At 54.7% G+C, this 20937-nt stretch carries 20 protein-coding genes, 1 tRNA gene and 2 pseudogenes; 14 read left to right on the top strand and 9 right to left on the bottom strand.

Translation table 11 applies throughout. The annotated features are described in order from the left end of the window. Positions 1-42 precede the first annotated feature (42 nt). On the top strand, positions 43-648 hold the full coding sequence (locus ET34_RS0109590; protein ID WP_031521524.1) for a helix-turn-helix transcriptional regulator: 606 nt from the start codon (positions 43-45) through the stop codon (positions 646-648). Positions 649-685: 37 nt separating this feature from the next. Here ET34_RS0109590 and ecnB read toward each other — a convergent pair whose 3' ends face one another. The 3 genes from ecnB to efp all read right to left on the bottom strand — a co-directional run bounded on the left by ecnB (position 686) and on the right by efp (position 1695). Next, positions 686-832 carry a lipoprotein toxin entericidin B gene (gene ecnB / locus ET34_RS0109585; protein WP_031521522.1) on the bottom strand — a complete coding sequence of 49 codons (147 nt, stop codon included), beginning with the start codon at positions 830-832 and terminating at the stop codon, positions 686-688. 105 nt (positions 833-937) lie between these two features. Further along, positions 938-1072, bottom strand: a complete 135-nt coding sequence (locus ET34_RS21765; RefSeq protein ID WP_072002004.1) for an entericidin A/B family lipoprotein — start codon at positions 1070-1072, stop codon at positions 938-940. A 56-nt stretch (positions 1073-1128) separates the two neighbouring features. Beyond that, entirely contained in the window at positions 1129-1695 is a 567-nt protein-coding gene (efp, locus tag ET34_RS0109575) for an elongation factor P (protein ID WP_031521520.1), read from the bottom strand. 41 nt (positions 1696-1736) lie between these two features. On the opposite strand from efp, the gene epmB reads away from it, so the two are divergent. After that, positions 1737-2765: an EF-P beta-lysylation protein EpmB gene (gene epmB / locus ET34_RS0109570; protein WP_031521517.1), complete on the top strand. Its 1029-nt coding sequence runs from the start codon at positions 1737-1739 to the stop codon at positions 2763-2765. A gap of 92 nt (positions 2766-2857) precedes the next feature. Here the strand turns inward: epmB and ET34_RS0109565 are convergent, their stop codons facing one another. From ET34_RS0109565 to ET34_RS0109545, 5 genes are all read right to left on the bottom strand, one after another. Next, positions 2858-3211, bottom strand: a complete 354-nt coding sequence (locus ET34_RS0109565) for a DUF4156 domain-containing protein (RefSeq protein WP_035891111.1) — start codon at positions 3209-3211, stop codon at positions 2858-2860. A 163-nt stretch (positions 3212-3374) separates the two neighbouring features. After that, a complete protein-coding gene (locus ET34_RS21760; RefSeq protein ID WP_072002003.1) occupies positions 3375-3533 on the bottom strand; it encodes a YegP family protein in 159 nt (52 codons plus the stop codon). A gap of 295 nt (positions 3534-3828) precedes the next feature. After that, complete coding sequence (gene groL, locus ET34_RS0109555; RefSeq protein WP_031521514.1) at positions 3829-5475, bottom strand: chaperonin GroEL; 1647 nt, start codon at positions 5473-5475, stop codon at positions 3829-3831. 46 nt (positions 5476-5521) lie between these two features. Beyond that, complete coding sequence (locus ET34_RS0109550; protein ID WP_031521512.1) at positions 5522-5815, bottom strand: co-chaperone GroES; 294 nt, start codon at positions 5813-5815, stop codon at positions 5522-5524. A 128-nt stretch (positions 5816-5943) separates the two neighbouring features. Then, positions 5944-6420 carry an FxsA family protein gene (locus tag ET34_RS0109545; protein ID WP_031521511.1) on the bottom strand — a complete coding sequence of 159 codons (477 nt, stop codon included), beginning with the start codon at positions 6418-6420 and terminating at the stop codon, positions 5944-5946. Positions 6421-6759: 339 nt separating this feature from the next. On the opposite strand from ET34_RS0109545, the gene aspA reads away from it, so the two are divergent. The 12 genes and pseudogenes from aspA to ET34_RS22950 all read left to right on the top strand — a co-directional run. Beyond that, positions 6760-8196: an aspartate ammonia-lyase gene (gene aspA / locus ET34_RS0109540; protein WP_031521509.1), complete on the top strand. Its 1437-nt coding sequence runs from the start codon at positions 6760-6762 to the stop codon at positions 8194-8196. A gap of 115 nt (positions 8197-8311) precedes the next feature. Then, entirely contained in the window at positions 8312-9613 is a 1302-nt protein-coding gene (locus tag ET34_RS0109535; RefSeq protein ID WP_031521507.1) for an anaerobic C4-dicarboxylate transporter, read from the top strand. A 106-nt stretch (positions 9614-9719) separates the two neighbouring features. Then, positions 9720-10043 (top strand): divalent cation tolerance protein CutA, encoded by a 324-nt coding sequence (cutA, locus tag ET34_RS0109530; protein ID WP_031521505.1) that lies wholly within the window; start codon positions 9720-9722, stop codon positions 10041-10043. Further along, positions 10019-11725 (top strand): protein-disulfide reductase DsbD, encoded by a 1707-nt coding sequence (locus tag ET34_RS0109525; protein ID WP_031521503.1) that lies wholly within the window; start codon positions 10019-10021, stop codon positions 11723-11725. The genes cutA and ET34_RS0109525 overlap by 25 nt, the downstream gene beginning before the upstream one ends. A gap of 49 nt (positions 11726-11774) precedes the next feature. After that, entirely contained in the window at positions 11775-12350 is a 576-nt protein-coding gene (locus tag ET34_RS0109520; protein ID WP_031521500.1) for a transcriptional regulator, read from the top strand. Positions 12351-12429: 79 nt separating this feature from the next. Next, positions 12430-14472: a DUF1176 domain-containing protein gene (locus ET34_RS0109515; RefSeq protein WP_031521498.1), complete on the top strand. Its 2043-nt coding sequence runs from the start codon at positions 12430-12432 to the stop codon at positions 14470-14472. 117 nt (positions 14473-14589) lie between these two features. Next, a tRNA-Phe gene (locus ET34_RS0109510) sits at positions 14590-14665 on the top strand. Between the two features lie 195 nt (positions 14666-14860). Continuing rightward, complete coding sequence (locus tag ET34_RS0109505) at positions 14861-16114, top strand: tyrosine-type recombinase/integrase (RefSeq protein ID WP_031521497.1); 1254 nt, start codon at positions 14861-14863, stop codon at positions 16112-16114. A gap of 206 nt (positions 16115-16320) precedes the next feature. Further along, on the top strand, positions 16321-17382 hold the full coding sequence (locus ET34_RS0109500; protein ID WP_031521496.1) for a nucleoid-associated protein: 1062 nt from the start codon (positions 16321-16323) through the stop codon (positions 17380-17382). Beyond that, the gene (locus ET34_RS0109495) at positions 17354-18739 is read left to right on the top strand and encodes a hypothetical protein (RefSeq protein ID WP_051640510.1); all 1386 of its coding nucleotides are present in this window, start codon (positions 17354-17356) and stop codon (positions 18737-18739) included. The genes ET34_RS0109500 and ET34_RS0109495 overlap by 29 nt, the downstream gene beginning before the upstream one ends. Positions 18740-18789: 50 nt before the next feature. Next, a protein-coding gene (locus tag ET34_RS0109490; protein ID WP_236633837.1) for an IS1 family transposase occupies positions 18790-19487 on the top strand; the annotation gives its coding sequence in 2 pieces (ribosomal slippage) (positions 18790-19039 and positions 19039-19487; 699 coding nt in all). 16 nt (positions 19488-19503) lie between these two features. Beyond that, positions 19504-19623 (top strand): annotated as a pseudogene (locus tag ET34_RS22950) (integrase core domain-containing protein); the annotation flags it as partial. 60 nt (positions 19624-19683) lie between these two features. Here ET34_RS22950 and ET34_RS20935 read toward each other — a convergent pair. Next, positions 19684-20831, bottom strand: a pseudogene (locus tag ET34_RS20935) (IS3 family transposase). Between the last annotated feature and the right edge of the window lie 106 nt (positions 20832-20937).

Below are 20937 nucleotides of genomic sequence, written 5' to 3'. Positions count from 1 at the left end.
CGGGAAACGGGGCACGTATCTTTCTCGAACGCGAAGCAGACCATGTATAAAATTTTAGTGATTGACCGCTGTCACTTCAGCCGCAACGGCCTGAAAGCGTGGCTCAATCATCCCGACAACTTTGGCTCCTCATTCTCCATTACGGGTATCGATAACCTGCTTCATGCCCGTGAGCATATCCTGCAATGGCAGCCCAATATGGTGATTGCCGATCTCTACAGTTTTATGGGTGAACTACACCATATTCAGCAGCTTTCTTCGATTTTTGCCGCCTGCGGTAATACCACGCGTTTAATCCTGCTGCAGAGCGGGCGCGCTGCGGTGCTGGATGACTACTGCGCGCTGCAAACCAGCTGGCGTTCGGTGGATAAATCCCTGTCGCTGAGCGCGCTCCGTCGGCTGATTCAGGACGCGCTGGTGTCGCGTCCGCCGTTTGGAGAACCAAAGCCGGTTCAGCCGCTGCTGACGCTGCGGGAAGAGCGGGTGCTGGCGCTGTGGACTAAAGGTGCCAGTAACGACGTGGTCGCAACAAAAATGGGTATCACGGTGAAAACGGTTTACACCTACAAGCGCAATATTCGCATGAAGCTGGGCGCGGATAATCGTTTTTCGCTGTTTCTGGCGCTGCCGGAGATGGCGGAGGGGTAATGACGGTACGGCCAGACAGCCGTACCGAGGAGCAGGCTTACTGTGAGGCTTTGGTCGCTGCGCCAGAGATGGCGCTGCCGCCGTCCTGAATATCTTCACCTACGCCGCGGGTGGTATTGCAGGCGGTCAGTAAAGATGAAAGGACTACTACAGAAAAGAACGTCGCAATTGCTTTCTTCAACATAATATCTTCCTTTTATTGCCAAAGTTGTTTTGTGTATAGCCACTTAAGCATAGCTAAAAAAGCAACCGCTGCCGGAAAAGGTAATAATTTTAGGAGAAGGAGAAATTACTGTACTGCGCGCTGGATTGCGCCACCCAGATGCTGGACATCTTCGCCGAAACCACGCGCCGTGTTGCAGCCGCTGAGCGCGACACCACACACCAGAGCGATAAGCAGGAAAGAGAGAAAGCGGTGCATCATCCTTGCCATCCTTGAACAACGGCGTGGCAGGGCGCCACGCCGCAGGTTTTCCGCGCTTACTTCACGCGAGAAACGTATTCACCAGAGCGGGTATCCACTTTGATAACTTCGCCGATCTGTACGAACAGCGGAACTTTAACCACAGCGCCAGTGCTCAGGGTCGCCGGCTTGCCGCCAGTCCCTGCGGTGTCGCCTTTCAGGCCCGGATCGGTTTCAACGATTTCCAGCTCAACAAAGTTCGGCGGGGTCACGGAAATCGGCTGGCCGTTCCACAGGGTCACGATGCACTCAGCCTGATCCAGCAGCCACTTCGCGTTTTCACCCACGGCTTTCTCATCGGCAGCCAGCTGCTCGAAGGTCTGGTTGTTCATGAAGTGCCAGAACTCACCGTCGTTGTAGAGGTAGGTCAGGTTCATATCTACCACGTCTGCGCCTTCTGCGGAGTCGGTAGATTTGAAGGTTTTCTCAACGCGGGTACCGGTCAGCAGACGACGCAGCTTAACGCGTGCGAACGCCTGGCCTTTACCCGGCTTAACGAACTCGCTGGCTTCAACCGCATAAGGTTCGCCGTCCATCATGATTTTAAGACCAGCACGAAAATCGTTGCTATAGTAAGTCGCCATAAGGCCCTCTGAAAATTGTTAACTGGTAGCTAAGCCACAAAATGGCGCATATTGTAACCCTAAATACCCCATCCAGAGAAGATTGGTTATCGCAACTTGCAGATGTAATAACCGCTCCCGATGAGCTGCTGCATCTTTTAAAGATAGACACCTTCCCCGACCTGCTGGCAGGCCGCGAAGCGCGACGTCTTTTCGCCCTGCGCGTGCCGCGCGCGTTTGTCGCGCGGATGGAGCAGGGAAACCCTGACGATCCGCTGCTAAGACAGGTACTTACCGCGCAGGAAGAGTTTATCGCTGCGCCCGGATTCACCACCGATCCGCTGGAAGAACAGAACAGCGTGGTGCCCGGCCTGCTGCATAAGTACCGCAACCGGGCGCTGCTGCTGGTGAAAGGCGGCTGCGCGGTGAACTGCCGCTACTGCTTCCGCCGCCACTTCCCCTATGCCGATAATCAGGGCAACAAGCGCAACTGGAAAGCGGCGCTGGCGTATATTGCCGCCCATCCGGAGCTGGATGAGATTATTTTTTCCGGCGGCGACCCGCTGATGGCGAAAGATCACGAGCTGGACTGGTTGATTGGCGAGCTGGAAGCGATTGAGCATCTTAAGCGCCTGCGCATTCACAGCCGTCTGCCGATTGTCATCCCGGCGCGCATTACCGACGGGCTGGTATCCCGGCTGGCGCGTTCGCGTTTGCAGGTGCTGCTGGTTAACCACATCAACCACGCCCGGGAGATCGACGACGATTTCCGCGCAGCGACGGCGCGGCTGCGTCACGCTGGCGTCACGCTGCTTAACCAGAGCGTACTGCTTAAGGGCGTCAATGACAGTGCACCGGCGCTGGCGGCGCTGAGCAATGCGCTTTTCGATGCCGGGGTGATGCCCTATTACCTGCACGTGCTGGACAAAGTGCAGGGGGCGGCGCACTTCATGGTGAGTGACGACGACGCGCGTCGCATCGTGCGCGAGCTGCTGTCGCTGGTATCGGGTTATCTGGTGCCGCGCCTGGCGCGAGAGATTGGCGGCGAGCCAAGTAAAACGCCGCTGGATCTGCAGCTGCGCCAGCAGTAATAAAAAAGGTGGAGGCGTCGCGCTTATCCACCTTATGCCGCTTCAGTTGGCCGTGACAGCCGTTACGGCCTGCCTTCCACGACGTCAGCCCGTCAGTTCGGGCATTTGTAGACCTGACCGGCCATTTCGCTTGCGGTTGGCACAAAGCTGGACAGCATATTCTGGCTCGGGCTGGTGACGCCGTACAGCACGTTGCCGCCCATCGCCGCCGCCTGGTTACGCAGCGCATTTGCCGCACCGCGCATTGAGCCGCCTTCTTCGCCGTGCTGGCCAGACAGCCAGTTGCTCTGTTTGCCGGTGGCCGTGCCGATCAGCTGGCATTCTGAGCCTGGTTGCTCCTCTACAAAGCGAACACCCTGCCCGCCTGCGGACAGCTCGTTGCCGCTCGAACAACCGGCCAGCAGCAGCGCTGCCACAACCATTCCTGCTGAGACTTTTAAGCGCATGTTATTCCTCATATTCGATAAGCTGGACAAACCCTGCCCGACTCAACCTTATACTAAAAACGTGACGAAAAGAAAAACCCCCGGCCATTTCTGACCGGGGGTTTTGCGTGCTGAAACGCGTTGTTGGCTCAAATGAGCAAACTGGCGCGTCGCGGCAGAGACGTCAGCTACCCGTGTAACCGTGACGACGGGCATTTTCTAGGCAGTCGCTCCGGTTTACGTAACCCTGCGAGGATGCCCCCACAATAACGCCATTTGGCGCAGTACGGCGCCAGCGCCATTCATTCTGATTATCCTTATAAATATCCCATTTATCATTCATATAGATTTCCTTTTTCCCGTTATCGGTTATGGCGCAGCGGATGTCATGTATCGCCGCAGGCCAGCCAGATCGGTGCCGGAGCAGAAACTCATGGCAACGACAGGCGTTATATGACCTTTTGTAACGGGTGTAACAAGCGACACGGCCACAGGAGCGGGAAACTCAGAATCAGCTGGGGGTATTTTTCAGACGGAACGCAGGGTGTTAAGGTTTTCAGCGCATAAAAAAACCGGCTGAAACATCAGCCGGTTTTCTGGTGCGGAAGAGCGCAGACGAGACGCTGCGCTCAGGGCAATTACATCATGCCGCCCATACCGCCCATGCCACCCATACCGCCGGCAGCACCTAAGTCAGGCGCGTCGGATTTCGGCAGGTCGGTCACCATGCACTCGGTGGTGATCATCAGGCCAGCCACGGAGGACGCGTACTGCAGCGCAGAACGGGTCACTTTGGTTGGGTCCAGGATACCCATGTCGATCATGTTGCCGTACTCTTCGGTCGCTGCGTTGTAACCGTAGTTACCGTCGCCCGCTTTCACGTTGTTAGCAACCACAGACGGTTCTTCGCCGGCGTTAGAAACGATCTGACGCAGCGGCGCTTCCATCGCACGCAGTGCAACTTTGATACCGACGTTCTGATCTTCGTTCTGACCAGTCAGCTCAGAGAGTTTAGCGGCAACGCGAACCAGCGCCACGCCACCACCAGCAACCACGCCTTCTTCTACCGCGGCGCGGGTCGCAGCCAGGGCATCTTCAACGCGTGCTTTTTTCTCTTTCATTTCAACTTCGGTTGCTGCGCCAACTTTGATTACCGCAACGCCGCCTGCCAGTTTCGCTACGCGCTCCTGCAGTTTTTCACGGTCGTAATCGGAAGTGGCTTCTTCAACCTGCTGGCGGATCTGAGCAACACGGCCCTGAATCGCCGCTTCGTCACCCACGCCATCGATGATGGTGGTGGTGTCTTTGTTGATCACAACGCGTTTTGCCTGACCCAGGTCTTCCAGGGTGGCTTTTTCCAGTTCCATACCGATCTCTTCAGAGATGACGGTACCGCCGGTCAGGGTTGCGATATCCTGCAGCATAGCTTTACGACGGTCGCCGAAGCCCGGTGCTTTCACCGCAGCAACTTTCACGATGCCGCGCATGGTGTTAACCACCAGGGTCGCCAGCGCTTCGCCTTCAACGTCTTCAGCCACGATAACCAGCGGTTTGCCTGCTTTCGCAACGGCTTCCAGTACCGGCAGCATTTCGCGGATGTTGGAGATTTTTTTGTCAGCCAGCAGGATGAACGGGCTTTCCAGTTCAACGGCGCCAGTTTCCGGCTTGTTGATGAAGTACGGAGACAGGTAGCCACGGTCGAACTGCATACCTTCAACCACGTCCAGCTCGTCCTGCAGGCCGGTACCTTCTTCAACGGTGATCACGCCTTCTTTACCGACTTTGTCCATCGCTTCGGCAATCATTTTGCCTACGGTTTCGTCGGAGTTAGCGGAGATAGTACCTACCTGCGCGATAGCGCGGGAGTCAGAGCACGGTACGGACAGGGTTTTCAGCTCTTCAACCGCTGCGATAACCGCTTTGTCGATGCCGCGCTTCAGATCCATCGGGTTCATGCCGGCCGCAACGGCTTTCAGGCCTTCGTTAACGATAGCCTGAGCCAGTACGGTTGCGGTGGTGGTACCGTCGCCTGCCGCGTCGTTCGCTTTGGAGGCCACTTCTTTCACCATCTGGGCGCCCATGTTTTCGAACTTGTCGTCCAGCTCGATTTCACGTGCAACGGATACGCCGTCTTTGGTGATGGTCGGTGCGCCGAAGGATTTATCCAGTACCACGTTACGGCCTTTCGGGCCCAGGGTTACTTTAACCGCGTCTGCCAGTACGTTTACGCCGCGCAGCATTTTTACACGGGCGTCGTTACCGAATTTTACGTCTTTAGCTGCCATTTCTCTTTTCCCTTAAATTCGTATGTTCAGTGAGTTCGCGCGTGGATTACGCTTCAACAATCGCCAGAATGTCGCTTTCAGACATGATCAGCACTTCTTCATTGTCGATCTTTTCAGCTTTCACACCGTAACCATCGTTAAAGATGACGATATCGCCAACTTTTACGTCCAGCGGCTGAACGCTACCGTTATCAAGGATGCGGCCCTTACCGACTGCGATGATTTCGCCACGGGTTGATTTACCTGCTGCGCTACCGGTCAGCACGATGCCGCCTGCAGATTTGGACTCAACCTCTTTACGCTTGACGATGACACGATCATGTAACGGACGAATACTCATTGATAGCTCTCCTTTGAGAAAGTCAGTATCAGTTGTGGGGTAACGCCGACCCTAACGGGTTATCGGCTGGTGACCTGAGAGATGGGGATAGAAAATTCCCCCTTCAAGGGGGGAATAACAAAAATTTTTTATTGGCCGTCGCGATCGCGATCTTCCAAGCGTCGCGGCGTTTCATCTTTACGTTGATATTCGCCGTCGATGGTCTGCCCGTTGCTGTCACCCGTAGTGAAGCCGCCGCCCGGCATACGGTTAAAGCGCAGGTGCGGCATCAGGCGCAGGGTCAGCAGTTTCTGCACCGGTGGCAGAAGCAACAGCAGGCCGAGGAAGTCGGTAAAGAAGCCGGGAATGATGAGCAGCAGGCCGGAGATAATCAGCGACACGCTTTTGATCATCTCTGCCGCCGGGCTTTCGCCTGCTTCCAGCTTCTGCTGCATGATCATCAGGTTTTTAAAGCCCTGGTTGCGCACCAGCGACATACCAATAATCGAGGTGAATACCACCAGCAGCAGCGTCAGCAGCACGCCAAAGACGTGGGCGACCTGGATGAAGATGGAGATCTCGATATAAACGTAAAGAAATATGGCAACTAACGGTATCCAGCGCACTGGGTTCTCCTGTCGATAAGCTGACGCCGCAAGGCCTCAGCGAAAATGGGGTGGCGAAACGCCATCCAGAGGTAATGGAGGCGACCACGCGGGATTTCAATGCGGGCTGCGGGTAAGGGATGGGTAAAGTTTTTTGCGGTGAGCCATTTCACATATTAATAAATGTAATGAAATTGTTGTCATAATAAGTGATCCAGATTACTGCATTTCGCTATTATCAGCATATGATCGTGGGTATCAGAGCGATTAAGGAAATAATCGTCGGTCTGAAAACCAGCATAACCACATAAATACTGCGTATTTAGTGTTTTCATCGGCAGCTTGAAAAAGAAGGTTCACATGTTAAACAACATTCGTATCGAAGAAGATTTGTTGGGTACCAGGGAAGTTCCAGCGGATGCCTACTATGGTGTACACACTCTGAGAGCGATTGAGAATTTCTACATCAGCAACAGCAAAATCAGCGACATCCCTGAGTTTGTGCGTGGCATGGTGATGGTGAAAAAAGCCGCGGCGCTGGCCAACAAGGAACTGCAAACCATTCCTAAGAAAGTGGCCAACGCGATTATCGCAGCATGTGATGAAGTCCTGAACAACGGCAAGTGCATGGATCAGTTCCCGGTGGACGTTTACCAGGGCGGCGCGGGCACTTCCGTTAACATGAATACCAACGAGGTTCTGGCCAACATCGGCCTTGAGCTGCTGGGCCACCAGAAAGGTGAGTATCAGTACCTCAACCCGAACGATCACGTTAACAAGTGCCAGTCCACCAACGACGCCTACCCGACCGGTTTCCGTATCGCCGTTTACACCTCTATCGTTAAGCTGGTCGATGCGATTAACCAGCTGGGCGAAGGCTTCCAGCGTAAAGCGGTAGAGTTCGAAACCATCCTGAAGATGGGCCGTACCCAGCTGCAGGATGCGGTGCCGATGACCCTCGGCCAGGAGTTCCATGCCTTTAGCGTGCTGCTGAATGAAGAAACCAAAAACCTGCTGCGCACCGCGGAACTGCTGCTGGAAGTGAACCTCGGCGCAACGGCCATCGGTACTCGCCTCAACACCCCGGACGGCTACCAGCAGCTGGCAGTGCAGAAGCTGGCGGAAGTGAGCAACCTGCCGGTGGTGCCGGCGGAAGACCTGATCGAAGCGACGTCAGACTGCGGCGCCTATGTGATGGTGCACAGCTCCCTGAAGCGCCTGGCGGTAAAACTCTCCAAGATCTGTAACGACCTGCGCCTGCTCTCGTCAGGCCCGCGCTCTGGCCTGAACGAAATCAACCTGCCGGAACTCCAGGCGGGCTCGTCCATCATGCCGGCGAAAGTGAACCCGGTAGTGCCGGAAGTGGTGAACCAGGTGTGCTTCAAGGTGATCGGCAACGACACCACCGTCACTATGGCGTCCGAAGCGGGCCAGCTGCAGCTGAACGTCATGGAGCCGGTAATTGGCCAGGCGATGTTTGAATCCATTCACATTCTGACCAACGCCTGCTACAACCTGCTGGAAAAATGCGTCAATGGCATAACCGCGAACAAAGAAGTGTGCGAAGGTTACGTTTATAACTCCATCGGTATCGTCACCTACCTTAATCCGTTCATCGGCCACCACAATGGCGACATCGTGGGTAAAATCTGCGCCGAAACCGGTAAGAGCGTGCGTGAAGTGGTACTGGAACGAGGTCTGCTCTCTGAAGCAGAGCTTGACGATATTTTCTCGGTGCATAATCTGATGCATCCGGTTTATAAAGCGAAACGTTATACCGATGAAAGCGAACAATAACAGAACAGGGTAAACGCTTATCAAGGCACGTCCTCCGGACGTGCCTTTTTCGTTTTATACGGCTACGAAATCACAACATTCGTTTATCTATTACTTAACTCACAAGGAAGCAATCATGATAGTCGTTGAACTCATCATCGTTCTGCTGGCGATCTATATCGGCGCCAGGCTCGGGGGGATAGGCATCGGCTTTGCCGGTGGCCTCGGGGTGCTGGTGCTGGCCGCCATCGGCGTCAAACCGGGGAATATTCCTTTTGACGTTATCTCCATCATCATGGCGGTGATCGCGGCTATCTCTGCCATGCAGGTGGCTGGCGGTCTGGATTATCTCGTCCACCAGACCGAGAAACTGCTGCGCCGCAACCCGAAATACATCACCATTCTCGCGCCGGTGGTCACGTATTTTCTGACCATCTTCGCCGGCACCGGCAATATCTCGCTCGCCACCCTGCCGGTGATTGCCGAAGTGGCGAAAGAGCAGGGCATCAAACCGTGCCGTCCGCTCTCTACCGCCGTGGTCGCAGCCCAGATTGCCATTACCGCCTCCCCCATTTCTGCCGCCGTGGTGTATATGTCGTCGGTGATGGAAACCCACGGCGTCAGCTACATTCATCTGCTGTCGGTGGTGATCCCGTCCACGCTGCTGGCGGTGCTGGTGATGTCGTTCCTGGTGTCAGTGCTGTTTAATTCAAAGCTCTCTGACGACCCGGTTTACCAGAAGCGCCTTGAAGAGGGGCTGGTTGCCCTGCGCGGCGACAAGAAAATCGAGCTGAAGCCGCGCGCACGCACCTCGGTATGCCTGTTCCTGCTCGGCGTGGTCTGCGTGGTGATCTACGCCATCGTCAACAGCCCGAGCCTCGGCATTGTCGCCACGCCGCTAATGAACACCACCAGCGCCATCCTGATTATCATGCTGAGCGTCGCGACCCTGACGACCATCCTTTGCCGCGTTGAAACCGAATCCATCCTGAGTTCCAGCACCTTTAAAGCCGGCATGAGCGCCTGTATCTGTATTCTCGGCGTCGCCTGGCTGGGTGATACCTTTGTTTCTGCCAACATCGACTGGATCAAAGCCACCGCCGGGAGCGTGATTCAGGGGCACCCGTGGCTGCTGGCGCTGATCTTCTTCTTTGCTTCCGCCCTGCTCTACTCTCAGGCAGCCACGGCTAAAGCACTGATGCCGATGGCGCTGGCGCTGAACGTGTCGCCGTTGACTGCCGTGGCCTCTTTCGCGGCGGTATCCGGACTGTTCATCTTGCCGACCTACCCGACGCTGGTCGCCGCCGTACAGATGGACGATACCGGCACCACGCGCATCGGGCGCTTCGTGTTTAACCACCCGTTCTTTATTCCCGGCACCATCGGCGTGGTGCTGGCCGTCTGCTTTGGCTTCCTGCTGGGCAGCGTACTGCTGTAGAGCCGTAATCTCAGGTGACAAAAAAGCGGGCTGCGCCAGCGGCCCGTTTCATGAAGCCCTTCCGCCCGCGTGATATAGTGCCTTTTTTCGCCGAGACGAGGTTGCTATGACCCAGCCCGATGCTGTCGTAATTCTCTGTACCGCTCCCGATGAAGCCACCGCCCAGGAGCTGGCCGCCAAAGTGCTGGCGGAAAAGCTCGCCGCCTGCGTCACGCTGCTGCCGGGCGCAACCTCGCTCTACTACTGGGAAGGCAAACTGGAGCAGGAATACGAAGTACAGATGGTGCTGAAAAGCGACACCTCGCGTCAGGAGCCGCTGCTGCGCTGCCTGAAAAACCTTCACCCGTATCAAACCCCTGAATTGCTGGTTCTGCCGGTTCTCCACGGAGATAGTGATTACCTCTCATGGCTCAACGCATCCTTACGCTGATCCTGCTGTTATGCAGCACCTCAGCCCTGGCCGGGCTTTTTGACGCCCAGCCGAAAAGCCAGTATCTGCCTGCCGACCAGGCCTTTGCTTTTGACTTCATCCAGCAGGATCGCGATCTGACCCTGAGCTGGCAGATCCGCGACGGTTACTACCTCTACCGCAAGCAGATCGCCGTCACCCCGGCACAGGCGGAAACCGCGCCGCTGGCGCTGCCGCCGGGCACGCCGCACGAGGATGAGTTCTACGGCAAGAGCGAGATCTACACCCGCCAGCTGCAGCTGCCCGTCGATATTCGCCGCGCCGGGCCGGGCGCAACCCTGACCGTGACCTATCAGGGCTGTGCCGCTGCCGGGTTCTGCTATCCGCCGGAAACCCGAGTGGTGCCGCTGAGCGCCGTCACGCCTGCCGAGCAAGCTCCGGCAGCGAGTACCGCGCCCGTGGAGAACACAGCAGCCAGCCCCGCGCCCGCCCCGCTGCCCTTTTCGGCGCTGTGGGCGCTGCTGATTGGGATTGGTATTGCCTTTACCCCATGCGTACTCCCGATGTACCCGCTGATCTCCGGCATCGTGCTGGGCGGCCAGCAACGCCTCTCTACCGGACGCGCGCTGCTGCTGGCGTTTATCTACGTCCAGGGCATGGCGCTGACCTACACCGCGCTTGGCCTGGTGGTCGCCGCCGCCGGGCTTCAGTTCCAGGCCGCGCTCCAGCACCCTTACGTGCTCATCGGCCTGTCGATCGTTTTCGTGCTGCTGGCGCTGTCGATGTTCGGCCTGTTTACCCTGCAACTGCCGTCTGCGCTTCAGACGCGCTTAACCCTGATGAGTAACCGCCAGCGCGGCGGCTCGCCGGGTGGCGTATTCGCGATGGGCGCGATTGCCGGGCTGATCTGCTCCCCCTGCACCACTGCGCCGCTCAGCGCCATTCTGCTCTACATCGCCCAGAGCGGTAACCTGTGGCTCGGCGGCGGCACGCTCTATCTCTACGCGCTCGGCATGGGGCTGCCGCTGGTGCTGGTGACAGTATTCGGCAACCGTCTGCTGCCGAAAAGCGGGCCGTGGATGGAGAAAGTGAAAGTCGCATTCGGGTTTGTCATCCTCGCCCTGCCGGTATTTCTGCTGGAGCGCGTGGTGGGCGAACCCTGGGGGCTGCGGATGTGGTCGGCGCTCGGCGTCGCCTTCTCTGTCTGGGCCTTTATCGCCAGCCTGAGCGCTACCCGCGCCTGGGTGCGCGTAGTGCAGATCCTGCTGCTGGCCGCCGCGGTCATCAGCGCGCGCCCGCTGCAGGACTGGGCGTTTGGTGTGCCAATAGCGCAAAACCAGACTCATCTCAACTTCACCCGCATCGCCAGCGTTGATGATCTGAATGCCGCGCTGGCGGCGGCGAAGGGCAAGCCGGTGATGCTCGATCTGTACGCCGACTGGTGCGTCGCCTGTAAGGAGTTTGAGAAATACACTTTCAGCGATCCGCAGGTGCAGCAGGCGCTGAGGGATACCGTGCTGCTGCAGGCGGACGTCACCGCCAATAACGCCCAGGATCGCGCCCTGCTCGCGCACCTTAAGGTGCTCGGTCTGCCGACGATTTTGTTCTTTGACGCCGACGGGCGCGAACAACCGGCCCGCCGGGTTACCGGTTTTACAAAGGCAGAGGCGTTTACCCGTCATTTGCGCAATCGGGATCGGTAAACGACACTCTATGTGGGATAAATCACCGAAATAAATGGAGGAACAGTCTGTGGAACGCGAAGCGGTTCTAGACCAGGCTCTGCAACTCCTTGAACAGCAAGGACTCTCCAGCACCACGCTGGACATGGTAGCCACCCGCGTCGACTACCCGCTGGAAGCGCTCGAACGTTTCTGGCCGGACAGCGAAGCGCTGCTTTACGACGCACTGCGGCATCTCAGCCAGCAGGTTGACGCCTGGCGTCGCCAACTGCTGCACGACGACACGCAAACTCACGAGCAAAAACTGCTGGCGCGCTATCAGGCGCTGACCGACTGCGTGACCCGTCAGCGTTATCCGGGCTGCCTGTTTATCGCTGCCTGCACCTTTTTCCCCGACCCGACGCACCCGATTCACCAGCTTGCCGATCAGCAGAAGCGCAATGCGTACGACTTCAGCCATCAGCTGCTGACCGAGCTGGAAGTGGACGACCCGGCGATGGTGGCAAAACAGATGGAGCTGGTGCTGGAAGGCTGCCTGAGCCGGATGTTGGTCAATCGCAGCCAGGCGGATGTGGATACTGCACGCCAGCTGGCGGAAGATATTCTGCGCTTCTCCCAGTGCCGCAAAGGCGGCGCGCTGACCTGAACCTGCTGGTTCTGGCAGTATAGTTATCACCCTGATACGCATATACTTTGTCCGATTTTACTCTTAAAAAGGACTTTATATGCGTCTCCTGCCGACGGCCCTGTTTGCCGCCCTGTTCAGCGCTTCGCTTCATGCGGCCCCACTCGAGGGCATCAAGTTTCAACATAACGACTGGGAAATCGCCTGCGATAACACCGGCACCTGCCGGGCGGCGGGTTATGGCGTTAATGATGGCGAAATCAGCGTATTGCTGACCCGTAAAGCCGGACCTCTGGCGCAGGTTAATGTTCAGGCAACCTTCGCCAACGAGATCGCCGATCCTGAGTCACTGTCACCGGAGACGCTGTTTATTGATGGTAATTCCAAAGGCTCGCTGGAGTGGGGAGAGAACGGCTATCTGCTACTCAATGCAACCCAACGTGATGCGCTACTCCAGGCGTTGCGCGAGGACCGCCTTATAGAATTTGGCAGCAAAACGCGCCGCCTGAGGCTCTCCTCTTCTGGCTCCAACGCGGTGCTGTTGAAAATGGACGACTTTCAGCAGCGCGTTAATACTCCGGGCGCGCTGATACGCCCGGGAAAACGCAGCAACAATACGGTATTAATGCCCCGCGACATCCCTCTGGTAGCGCGTTATCCCGCCATTTCTGACGCAAAATCTGTACCGCTGACGCCTGCCGAGCTGGCAAAAATCGAGCCGCAGCTGCGAGAGAAATTCGCCGCGGAGTGCGATATCGGAGAGGAAGAACGTGCGGAGCCGTGGGTTAAAACGCCCATCGACGATAAGCACGTTACCGTCACCACCCTCTGCTGGCGCGGTGCCTATAACGAAAGTTATGCCGTCTGGTTTACCGACAACGCGCTTAACACGCCGCCTCAGTTCGTCACCAGTGACGCCAGCGACTTTACCGATGGATTCATTTTTTCATCGCATAAAGGGCGCGGGCTCGGCGACTGCTTTTCCGCCGAGAGCCGCTACTGGAATGGCGAAGGCTTCGTCAGGAGTGAAGCGATCTCTTCAGGAATGTGCAGTGGCATGGGTGCAGGCGGCGTCTGGATCCTGCCGACACTGATCAGCAACGTACGCATGAAAGCGGATGTCGATACCGATCGGCTGGCGCTGAAAACGTTGCGCGCTGCAATGGACACCCTTCAGGACAAAGATGCCGTCACCGCCCTGGCGCAACGCTTCCCGGTGAAGGCCGTGCAAACCCAGTTCACGCTGAACCCCGACACGCCTGACCGCAAACCCTCAGCAGCGATCAGCGACGACGAGTGGCAGGCGTTTGTAAATTCGAAAATTGTGGTGGATGGTAACGAAGCAGGCATCAGTTATACGCTTGTAGACCTGGATAACGACGGTAAGCGCGATCTGATCGTTGACAGCTATGTGGGCGGCACCAGCCTGTATAACTATACGGGGGTGCGTAAAAACACGGATGATCGCTTCTCGGTTGTCGATTCGCGCTCACGGTATAACGCCAACGTTGCTATGTGGCCGATGTCCGGCGTGCTGTACTCTACTGCCGGGCGCGGTGCCGACCAGCATGCGGAGTGGATCGAGATAAATGGCCAGATCTATGCCCTGTTGCGCGACGGTGTGTTTGGCTCAGATACCTACTGGCTGCTGCGTCCGTTCAGCGATGCCGCGAAGGCTCCGGCGGTAACGGTGCGTTATTACTACGATCTGCGGCTTTCACCCACAGAAGATGCAACCCCGGCGCTGACGGCGAACGAGCAAAAATCCCTGATGGACGAACTGGAGCGTGTCCAGCAGGCCATAGCCCGCGGAAAATCGCTCCGCGCCGAAGATGCCCCTGTTTGCCCTGTTCCACCCGGCACCCCCGCCGACGCAGCGGATTTATATTCCGCTGGGCGCCCGGTGATCTATGCTGAACAGGTTGCCCTCCTGCCAGCCTGGCACAACGGAGCGTGCTACATCGGCACGCTGATTAATCTGTATTACTACTCTGCTGAGAGCGGCATTGAAGGCTTTCTCACCTTCGATTCACCCCGCAATGACAACACGGCACCAGCGGGATATACGTTGTCTGGTACACGTCGTATTACAGGCATTGAAGACGGATGGAAAGCCTATGCCAGCGATGCGGAAGAGGAGTGAATATTGGGCATTTTAACGCCAACTCCGCCAGAATCGCCGTAAAGTTGAGCAAACAAACGGGGTGAGGGGAAAACACCGTTGACGCCACTCGCGGATTAAGGTTTAATTCGCCCCGTTGCCCGGATAGCTCAGTCGGTAGAGCAGGGGATTGAAAATCCCCGTGTCCTTGGTTCGATTCCGAGTCCGGGCACCAAATTCATATCAACGGACCTCTACGGAGGTCCGTTTTTGCATTCTAATCCCGCTAAAATCAACACATCCACAACACGTTAACTCCACCCCACTCAATCAAATTCAACCCGCATCAAGTGCCTTGCGAGGGTACAACTGAGGGTATAGTCTGATTCGATAAAATTTATACCCCTTTTACTATCAGGAGACCCCACCAATGGCGCTCACTGACGCTAAAATCCGTGCAGCTAAACCGGATGAAAAACCTTATAAACTTGCTGACAGCGGCAACATGTTTTTGCTCGTTCACCCTAACGGCTCGCGTTACTGGCGGCTCCGCTATCGGTTTCTGGGCAAAGAGAAAACGCTCGCTCTGGGCGTCTATCCTGAAGTCTCATTATCAGAAGCAAGGGAAAAGCGCGATGCAGCGAGAAAACTCATTTCTGATGGTGTCGACCCTTGCGAACAGAAGCGAGTAAAGAAAGCAGTACCGGAGGCCAGTAATACGTTCGAGCTTGTTGCGCGTCAGTGGCACAAGAGCAACAAAAAATGGTCCGAAGCACATAGTGAGAAGATACTGAAAAGCCTTGAGACTCATGTTTTCCCCTTTATCGGCTCACGTGATATTACCGCCCTCCGAACTCCTGATTTACTTATCCCCGTTAAAGCAGCCGAAGCAAAAGAGATATATGAGATTGCTGCCCGCCTTCAGCAACGTATCACTGCAATCATGCGCTATGCTGCCCAGTCCGGCATTATCAGCTATAACCCTGCCGTGGATATGGCTGGTGCTTTAACGACGGTGAAACGCCAGCACCGTCCTGCCCTCGCCTTAAATCGCATTTCAGAGCTCCTTGAACGACTGGATACCTACAGGGGACAACCTCTTACCCGACTGGCAACTAAACTTACCCTGCTTATCTTCATTCGTTCCAGTGAGCTTCGCTTTGCAAGATGGTCTGAGATCGACTTCGAGAAAGCCATGTGGACCATTCCTCCTGAACGAAAACCTATTGAAGGGGTCAAGTACTCGCATCGTGGCTCCAAAATGCGTACAGAGCATCTGGTTCCACTCTCAACTCAGGCACTGGATATTCTCAAACAAATCCAGGTCATCAGCGGTGAGCACGAGCTAATTTTCACTGGCGACCACAATCCATGGAAACCTATGAGTGAAAATACGGTGAATAACGCGTTACGCCTGATGGGCTACAATACAAAAGTTGACGTTTGTGGCCACGGCTTCAGGGCAATGGCATGCAGTTCATTGATTGAATCTGGTCTATGGTCCAGGGATGCTGTTGAACGTCAGATGAGCCATCAGGAGCGTAATGGCGTACGTGCGGCCTACATTCATAAAGCTGAGTTCTTAGACGAACGCAAATTGATGCTGCAATGGTGGGCAGATTTTCTCGATGCGAATAGTGAAAATCCGGTCTCACCTTTCGATTACGCCAGACAACAATTATAATCTATTCTCCCGGCAGAAATGCCGGGAGAATGTTTACTTATTCTTTCCCTGTATACATTTATTCACAGAGGGGGTGATGGCAAGCTGCCGCCTGTCCTTGTGATGAACTATTTTACGTAGGTACAGGGGATTACCTATACTACCCGCTTTAAAGCATGTCACAGCAATTAACGATAAAATAAGACACGAAATAACGGGGTGTCACTATGAGTTTTTTAACGGATGAAGAAATTAATGCACTGACAATAAAACGAATGATTTTTCATGTCGTTGGTGGGGAACTGGAGATCCCAGTGCTGCTCAGCGAAATATCACCACCTGAACACGTCGATTTTTTTCTGGAACGGATTAAGTCTGCATTAAGCGGTAACATGTTCCGGTTTACGGAATTGTCCAATACCGAGCGCATTCTGCGGCTCATAAGGAACAATGCCGATACCGACGCCAGTTGCTTCACCGAACAGTCCACCTTTCTGGCAAACGATTTTCAGTCTCACCACCACACAAAAAATGCCAGCATGGGGGTATTTTTTCTTTTTGAGCTTCACACCCTCAATGATGAAAAACTGTTTGCCCTCATTAAATATGATAACGAGGACGTGGTACGTTACGTGCTGGATGCGGAGGGAGACGAGTTTCAGGTTCCCAGACTCGAACGTTTCCGCGAAAGCTTCGTCAAGAAAGCTGAAGCCATGCAGAAAATTGCTCTGGTCCGCCTGACGGCAGATGCTCAGGGTGGGCGGGTTGTCGTTCGGGATCGCAGCAAACGAACCAATATCTCCGTTTATTTTGAGCGTTTTTTACAGGTACAGCGCGTCAACAGTACAACCGATCTCAGCGACAAACTGGTTGCCGCACTCAAGGATGTCTTCAAAAAGCATCGAGACCTGTTACCGGACGACATCAGACGCAGCGGTGTTAACAAGATTTATGAAACGTTACATCACGGGGCGCAGGATTTTAACACCGATGAACCCCTTTCCCTGCTTAACCAGATTTTTGGACCAATGGAAGAAGATCATCCGCTGGTCAAATCCTTTACCCGTAAAATAAAAGACCTGGGAATTTCAGGTGAATCTTTCCGGATCACCCCTGAGAACATTCCTAAGCCACGGAAAAGAAAACTGGAAACTCTGGAAGATGTTATTGTTATCTACGATGAGGATAATGCACCGGATATCCAAACGATGGAAGACGGGCGAAAACGTATAGTGATAGTGACTGCAGGGCTGGTGACAGATGACATCGATACTGGAAAAAATCGGTAAGGCAATTGACTGCTCACGCCGCGCATCTGATCTGGTGATCACGGAAGATCAGCAGGCAACCACCCGGAAACTGTTCATTTCTGGAACCATGGATAATGACACCCTTCAGTTATGGGGGGAAGTAATGGATACTGATGCCGAAAATCTCAGGATCACCTTTGTTGATGATAGTCGAGATGATATCCACCCCGCGCAAGGTGTTCCCGGTCAGAAGCACTTTATCACCATCATCAGCGATGAACTCCCCGGAATTTTGCGCCTCTTCACACTGGAAGGTTGGCGCACGTTTTTACTCCAGGATCCCAGGCTCTGTCAGTATCACCGCATCTGCGCCCTGTTTATCAGCGAAGCATTTGAAACACAACAATGGAAGGTCGTGCCGTGGAAAGAGATTCTCCCGGATGAGAGCGAAACCGACGTCCCAGCTCAGACAGCCTCCGTCACAAAAAGCATTATCCGTTGTTTTTCAACTGACTTTCTTCCCCCAGAGACCATTGCACCTTGGATCCTTATATCCGGCGATACAGTGTTCGACGAACCAATGAGGCTCTGGGAATCACTCGCTTGTCGGGAATTGTTGAAATGTTTCGTCAATGAGCTTTTTGCTGCCGAAATAAAAAAGGTCGGACTGTCTGGAAAACCGCCGCGGAAAATCCCTTTCGGGGAAGAGCATGCAGCTCTGCCCGCCTTTGACGTCATTCAGGAAACAGCAAAATGGATTTTTCTGGAAGGAAACGAAACCGAGCTTAAACATACCTTTTTGTCCAGTGAACTGGCCAGAGAATGGCCGGAGGGCGTTACGTTTTGTGAAGGCATTGTGTATCGACTCCCCCCGGCACTGGAGTCAGCCCGACTTCTCTACAAGGCCCATATCCGGACAGGGGGAAAAGACACCCTTAAATCGCTGGGCGATTTGCGAAAAAGCCTGACAGAGGACACCCAAAAAATTCTGCAGCAGTCGCGTGACCTGTCTTCCGCGTTGTGGAAAGATATGGCCCTGGTCATCAGCACTCTGATCCTTCGCTACAGTCTGGAGGCCCTGAAGGCAAGTGGTCCGCAAAAAGTGTATGCCCTGGCATTTTGTGCACTGGCCCTGTATATCGCCATCTCATACGGGATGTCGGTCTATATCAATCGGAATGCCCTTTCACTGCTGGAAAAAAAAAGAATAACCTGGAGAAGTAAGTTATATGGTTTTCTGGATGAACAGGATTATCAGGAGCTGGCGGGTCTTCCCATTAATACCGCAATGCGGTCATATCGCCGGGTTGAGCGAATAACGTCGGCCATCATGCTCGTACTGGTCACGCTATTACTCACGGCAGCAGCAAGTGAATTCTGGCCGCTAAGTAGGTAATGCTGCCAACTTACTGATTTAGTGTATGATGGTGATTTTAAGGTGCTTGCGTGGCTTCCATTTCCATCAGATGTCCTTCCTGCTCCGCTACTGAAGGCGTGGTGCGTAACGGCAAAAGCACTGCCGGACATCAGCGCTATCTCTGCTCTCATTGCCGTAAAACATGGCAACTACAGTTCACTTACACCGCCTCTCAGCCCGGTACGCACCAGAAAATCATTGATATGGCCATGAATGGCGTCGGATGTCGCGCCAGTGCACGCATTATGGGCGTTGGCCTCAACACGGTTTTACGTCACTTAAAAAACTCAGGCCGCAGTCGGTAACCTCGCGCATACAACCGGGCAGTGATGTGATTGTCTGCGCTGAAATGGACGAAAAGTGGGGCTACGTCGGTGCTAAATCACGTCAGCGCTGGCTGTTTTACGCGTATGACAGGATACGGAGGACGGTTGTGGCGCACGTCTTCGGTGAACGCACTCTGGCCACACTGGAGCGTCTTCTGAGCCTGCTGTCGGCCTTTGAGGTCGTGGTATGGATGACGGATGGCTGGCCGCTGTATGAATCACGCCTGAAGGGAAAGCTGCACGTTATCAGCAAGCGTTACACTCAGCGCATTGAGCGACATAACCTGAATCTGAGACAACATCTGGCAAGGCTGGGACGGAAGTCACTGTCGTTCTCAAAATCGGTGGAGCTGCATGACAAGGTCATCGGGCATTATCTGAACATAAAACACTATCAGTAAGTTGGAGTCATTACCGGCGTTCGAGCATTATAACGAATGGCATCCGCATAGTGCGCTGGGTTATCGCTCGCCACGGGAATATCTGCGGCAGCGGGCCAGTAATGGGTTAAGTGATAACAGGTGTCTGGAAATATAGGGGCAAATCCAATAGGTCTAAGACTACCTCTTATTTTAAGAGTGAATCGCCACGGATAATCTAGACACTTCCGAGCCGTTGATAATACTGGTTTTCATATTCTGTCGGTGACATCTGATCGCTAGAACCATGCCGACGCTTACTGTTATAAAACATTTCGATGTAATCAAAAATATCGCTGCGGGCTTCCTCCCGTGTTCCGTAGATCTTTTTCTTTATCCGTTCGCGTTTCAACAACTGGAAAAAGCTTTCTGCAACCGCATTATCGTGGCAGTTACCGCGACGGCTCATGCTGCCCTCCAGTCCGTGTGATTTCAGGAACGACTGCCACTCATGGCTTGTGTACTGACTGCCCTGATCCGAATGAACCAGCACCTGTTTTTGGGGATTACGCCGCCATACAGCCATCAGCAGTGCGTTCAGGACAATGTCCTTTGTCATCCGGGATTGCATGGATCAGCCGATAATTTTGCGTGAGAACAGATCAACAACCACAGCAAGATACAGCCAGCCTTCGTGGGTCCTGATATAGGTTATGTCGGTTACCCAACGCTCATCCGGAGCATCCGGATTGAACTGTCGCTGGAGCCTGTTGGGCGACACAATACTGGCCTCGCCTTTACGTGCCCGCGGGCTCCGGTATCCGACCTGAGCCTTTATCCCGACACGTTTCATCAGTCGCCAGACTCTGTTGACTCCGCACTGTTGCCCGCTGTCCCGCAGATCCAGATGGATCTTGCGATAACCATAGACGCATCCCGATTCCAGCCAGAACTGTTTAATCTGTCCTGTCAGTCTCAGGTCTGCCCGATGGCGTTGTGAATGCGGCTGCTGAAGCCATGCGTAAAAGCCACTGGGATGAACATCCAGCACCCGACAGAGCAGGCGAACAGGCCAGCAACGGGCGTTGTCACGGATAAAGGCGTACCTCAGTCGGACAGTTTTGCGAAGTACGCCGCGGCTTTTTTTAATATGTCCCGTTCGTCAGTAACCCGCTTCAGCTCTTTCTGGAGACGCCGGATCTCGGCCTGAGCATCTGACTGTTCTTTATGAGTGGAGGAATCCGGACCGTACTTCTTTATCCAGGCGTAAAGGCTGTGGGTGGTGATATCGAGACGTGTTGCAACGCTGGAAACAGAATAACCACGATCAACAACCTGTTTGACTGCTTCAATTTTAAACTCTTCGGGATAACGCTTACCGCTCATGGGCACCTCTCTTTAAGCCATCTTAAATGACTCTGAGGTGTCTGTTAAACCCGTGGCGATTCAGAGAGGCGAAGTGTCTGGCGATCTATGGGGCTAGTCTAATGCA

It is taken from the genome of Siccibacter colletis (assembly GCF_000696575.1).
GTDB classification, from domain to species: domain Bacteria; phylum Pseudomonadota; class Gammaproteobacteria; order Enterobacterales; family Enterobacteriaceae; genus Siccibacter; species Siccibacter colletis.
The sequence above is the reverse complement of the archived record's forward strand: the minus strand, read 5'-3'. Positions and strand labels throughout refer to the sequence as shown.

Bases quoted from the DNA above. Each gene is read 5' to 3' on its own strand.
- ET34_RS0109590 (WP_031521524.1), top strand. From the start codon at position 43: ATGTATAAAATTTTAGTGATTGACCGCTGTCACTTCAGCCGCAACGGC.
- ecnB (WP_031521522.1), bottom strand. From the start codon at position 832: ATGTTGAAGAAAGCAATTGCGACGTTCTTTTCTGTAGTAGTCCTTTCA.
- ET34_RS21765 (WP_072002004.1), bottom strand. From the start codon at position 1,072: ATGATGCACCGCTTTCTCTCTTTCCTGCTTATCGCTCTGGTGTGTGGT.
- efp (WP_031521520.1), bottom strand. From the start codon at position 1,695: ATGGCGACTTACTATAGCAACGATTTTCGTGCTGGTCTTAAAATCATG.
- epmB (WP_031521517.1), top strand. From the start codon at position 1,737: ATGGCGCATATTGTAACCCTAAATACCCCATCCAGAGAAGATTGGTTA.
- ET34_RS0109565 (WP_035891111.1), bottom strand. From the start codon at position 3,211: ATGCGCTTAAAAGTCTCAGCAGGAATGGTTGTGGCAGCGCTGCTGCTG.
- ET34_RS21760 (WP_072002003.1), bottom strand. From the start codon at position 3,533: ATGAATGATAAATGGGATATTTATAAGGATAATCAGAATGAATGGCGC.
- groL (WP_031521514.1), bottom strand. From the start codon at position 5,475: ATGGCAGCTAAAGACGTAAAATTCGGTAACGACGCCCGTGTAAAAATG.
- ET34_RS0109550 (WP_031521512.1), bottom strand. From the start codon at position 5,815: ATGAGTATTCGTCCGTTACATGATCGTGTCATCGTCAAGCGTAAAGAG.
- aspA (WP_031521509.1), top strand. From the start codon at position 6,760: ATGTTAAACAACATTCGTATCGAAGAAGATTTGTTGGGTACCAGGGAA.
- ET34_RS0109535 (WP_031521507.1), top strand. From the start codon at position 8,312: ATGATAGTCGTTGAACTCATCATCGTTCTGCTGGCGATCTATATCGGC.
- cutA (WP_031521505.1), top strand. From the start codon at position 9,720: ATGACCCAGCCCGATGCTGTCGTAATTCTCTGTACCGCTCCCGATGAA.
- ET34_RS0109525 (WP_031521503.1), top strand. From the start codon at position 10,019: ATGGCTCAACGCATCCTTACGCTGATCCTGCTGTTATGCAGCACCTCA.
- ET34_RS0109515 (WP_031521498.1), top strand. From the start codon at position 12,430: ATGCGTCTCCTGCCGACGGCCCTGTTTGCCGCCCTGTTCAGCGCTTCG.
- ET34_RS0109505 (WP_031521497.1), top strand. From the start codon at position 14,861: ATGGCGCTCACTGACGCTAAAATCCGTGCAGCTAAACCGGATGAAAAA.
- ET34_RS0109500 (WP_031521496.1), top strand. From the start codon at position 16,321: ATGAGTTTTTTAACGGATGAAGAAATTAATGCACTGACAATAAAACGA.
- ET34_RS0109495 (WP_051640510.1), top strand. From the start codon at position 17,354: ATGACATCGATACTGGAAAAAATCGGTAAGGCAATTGACTGCTCACGC.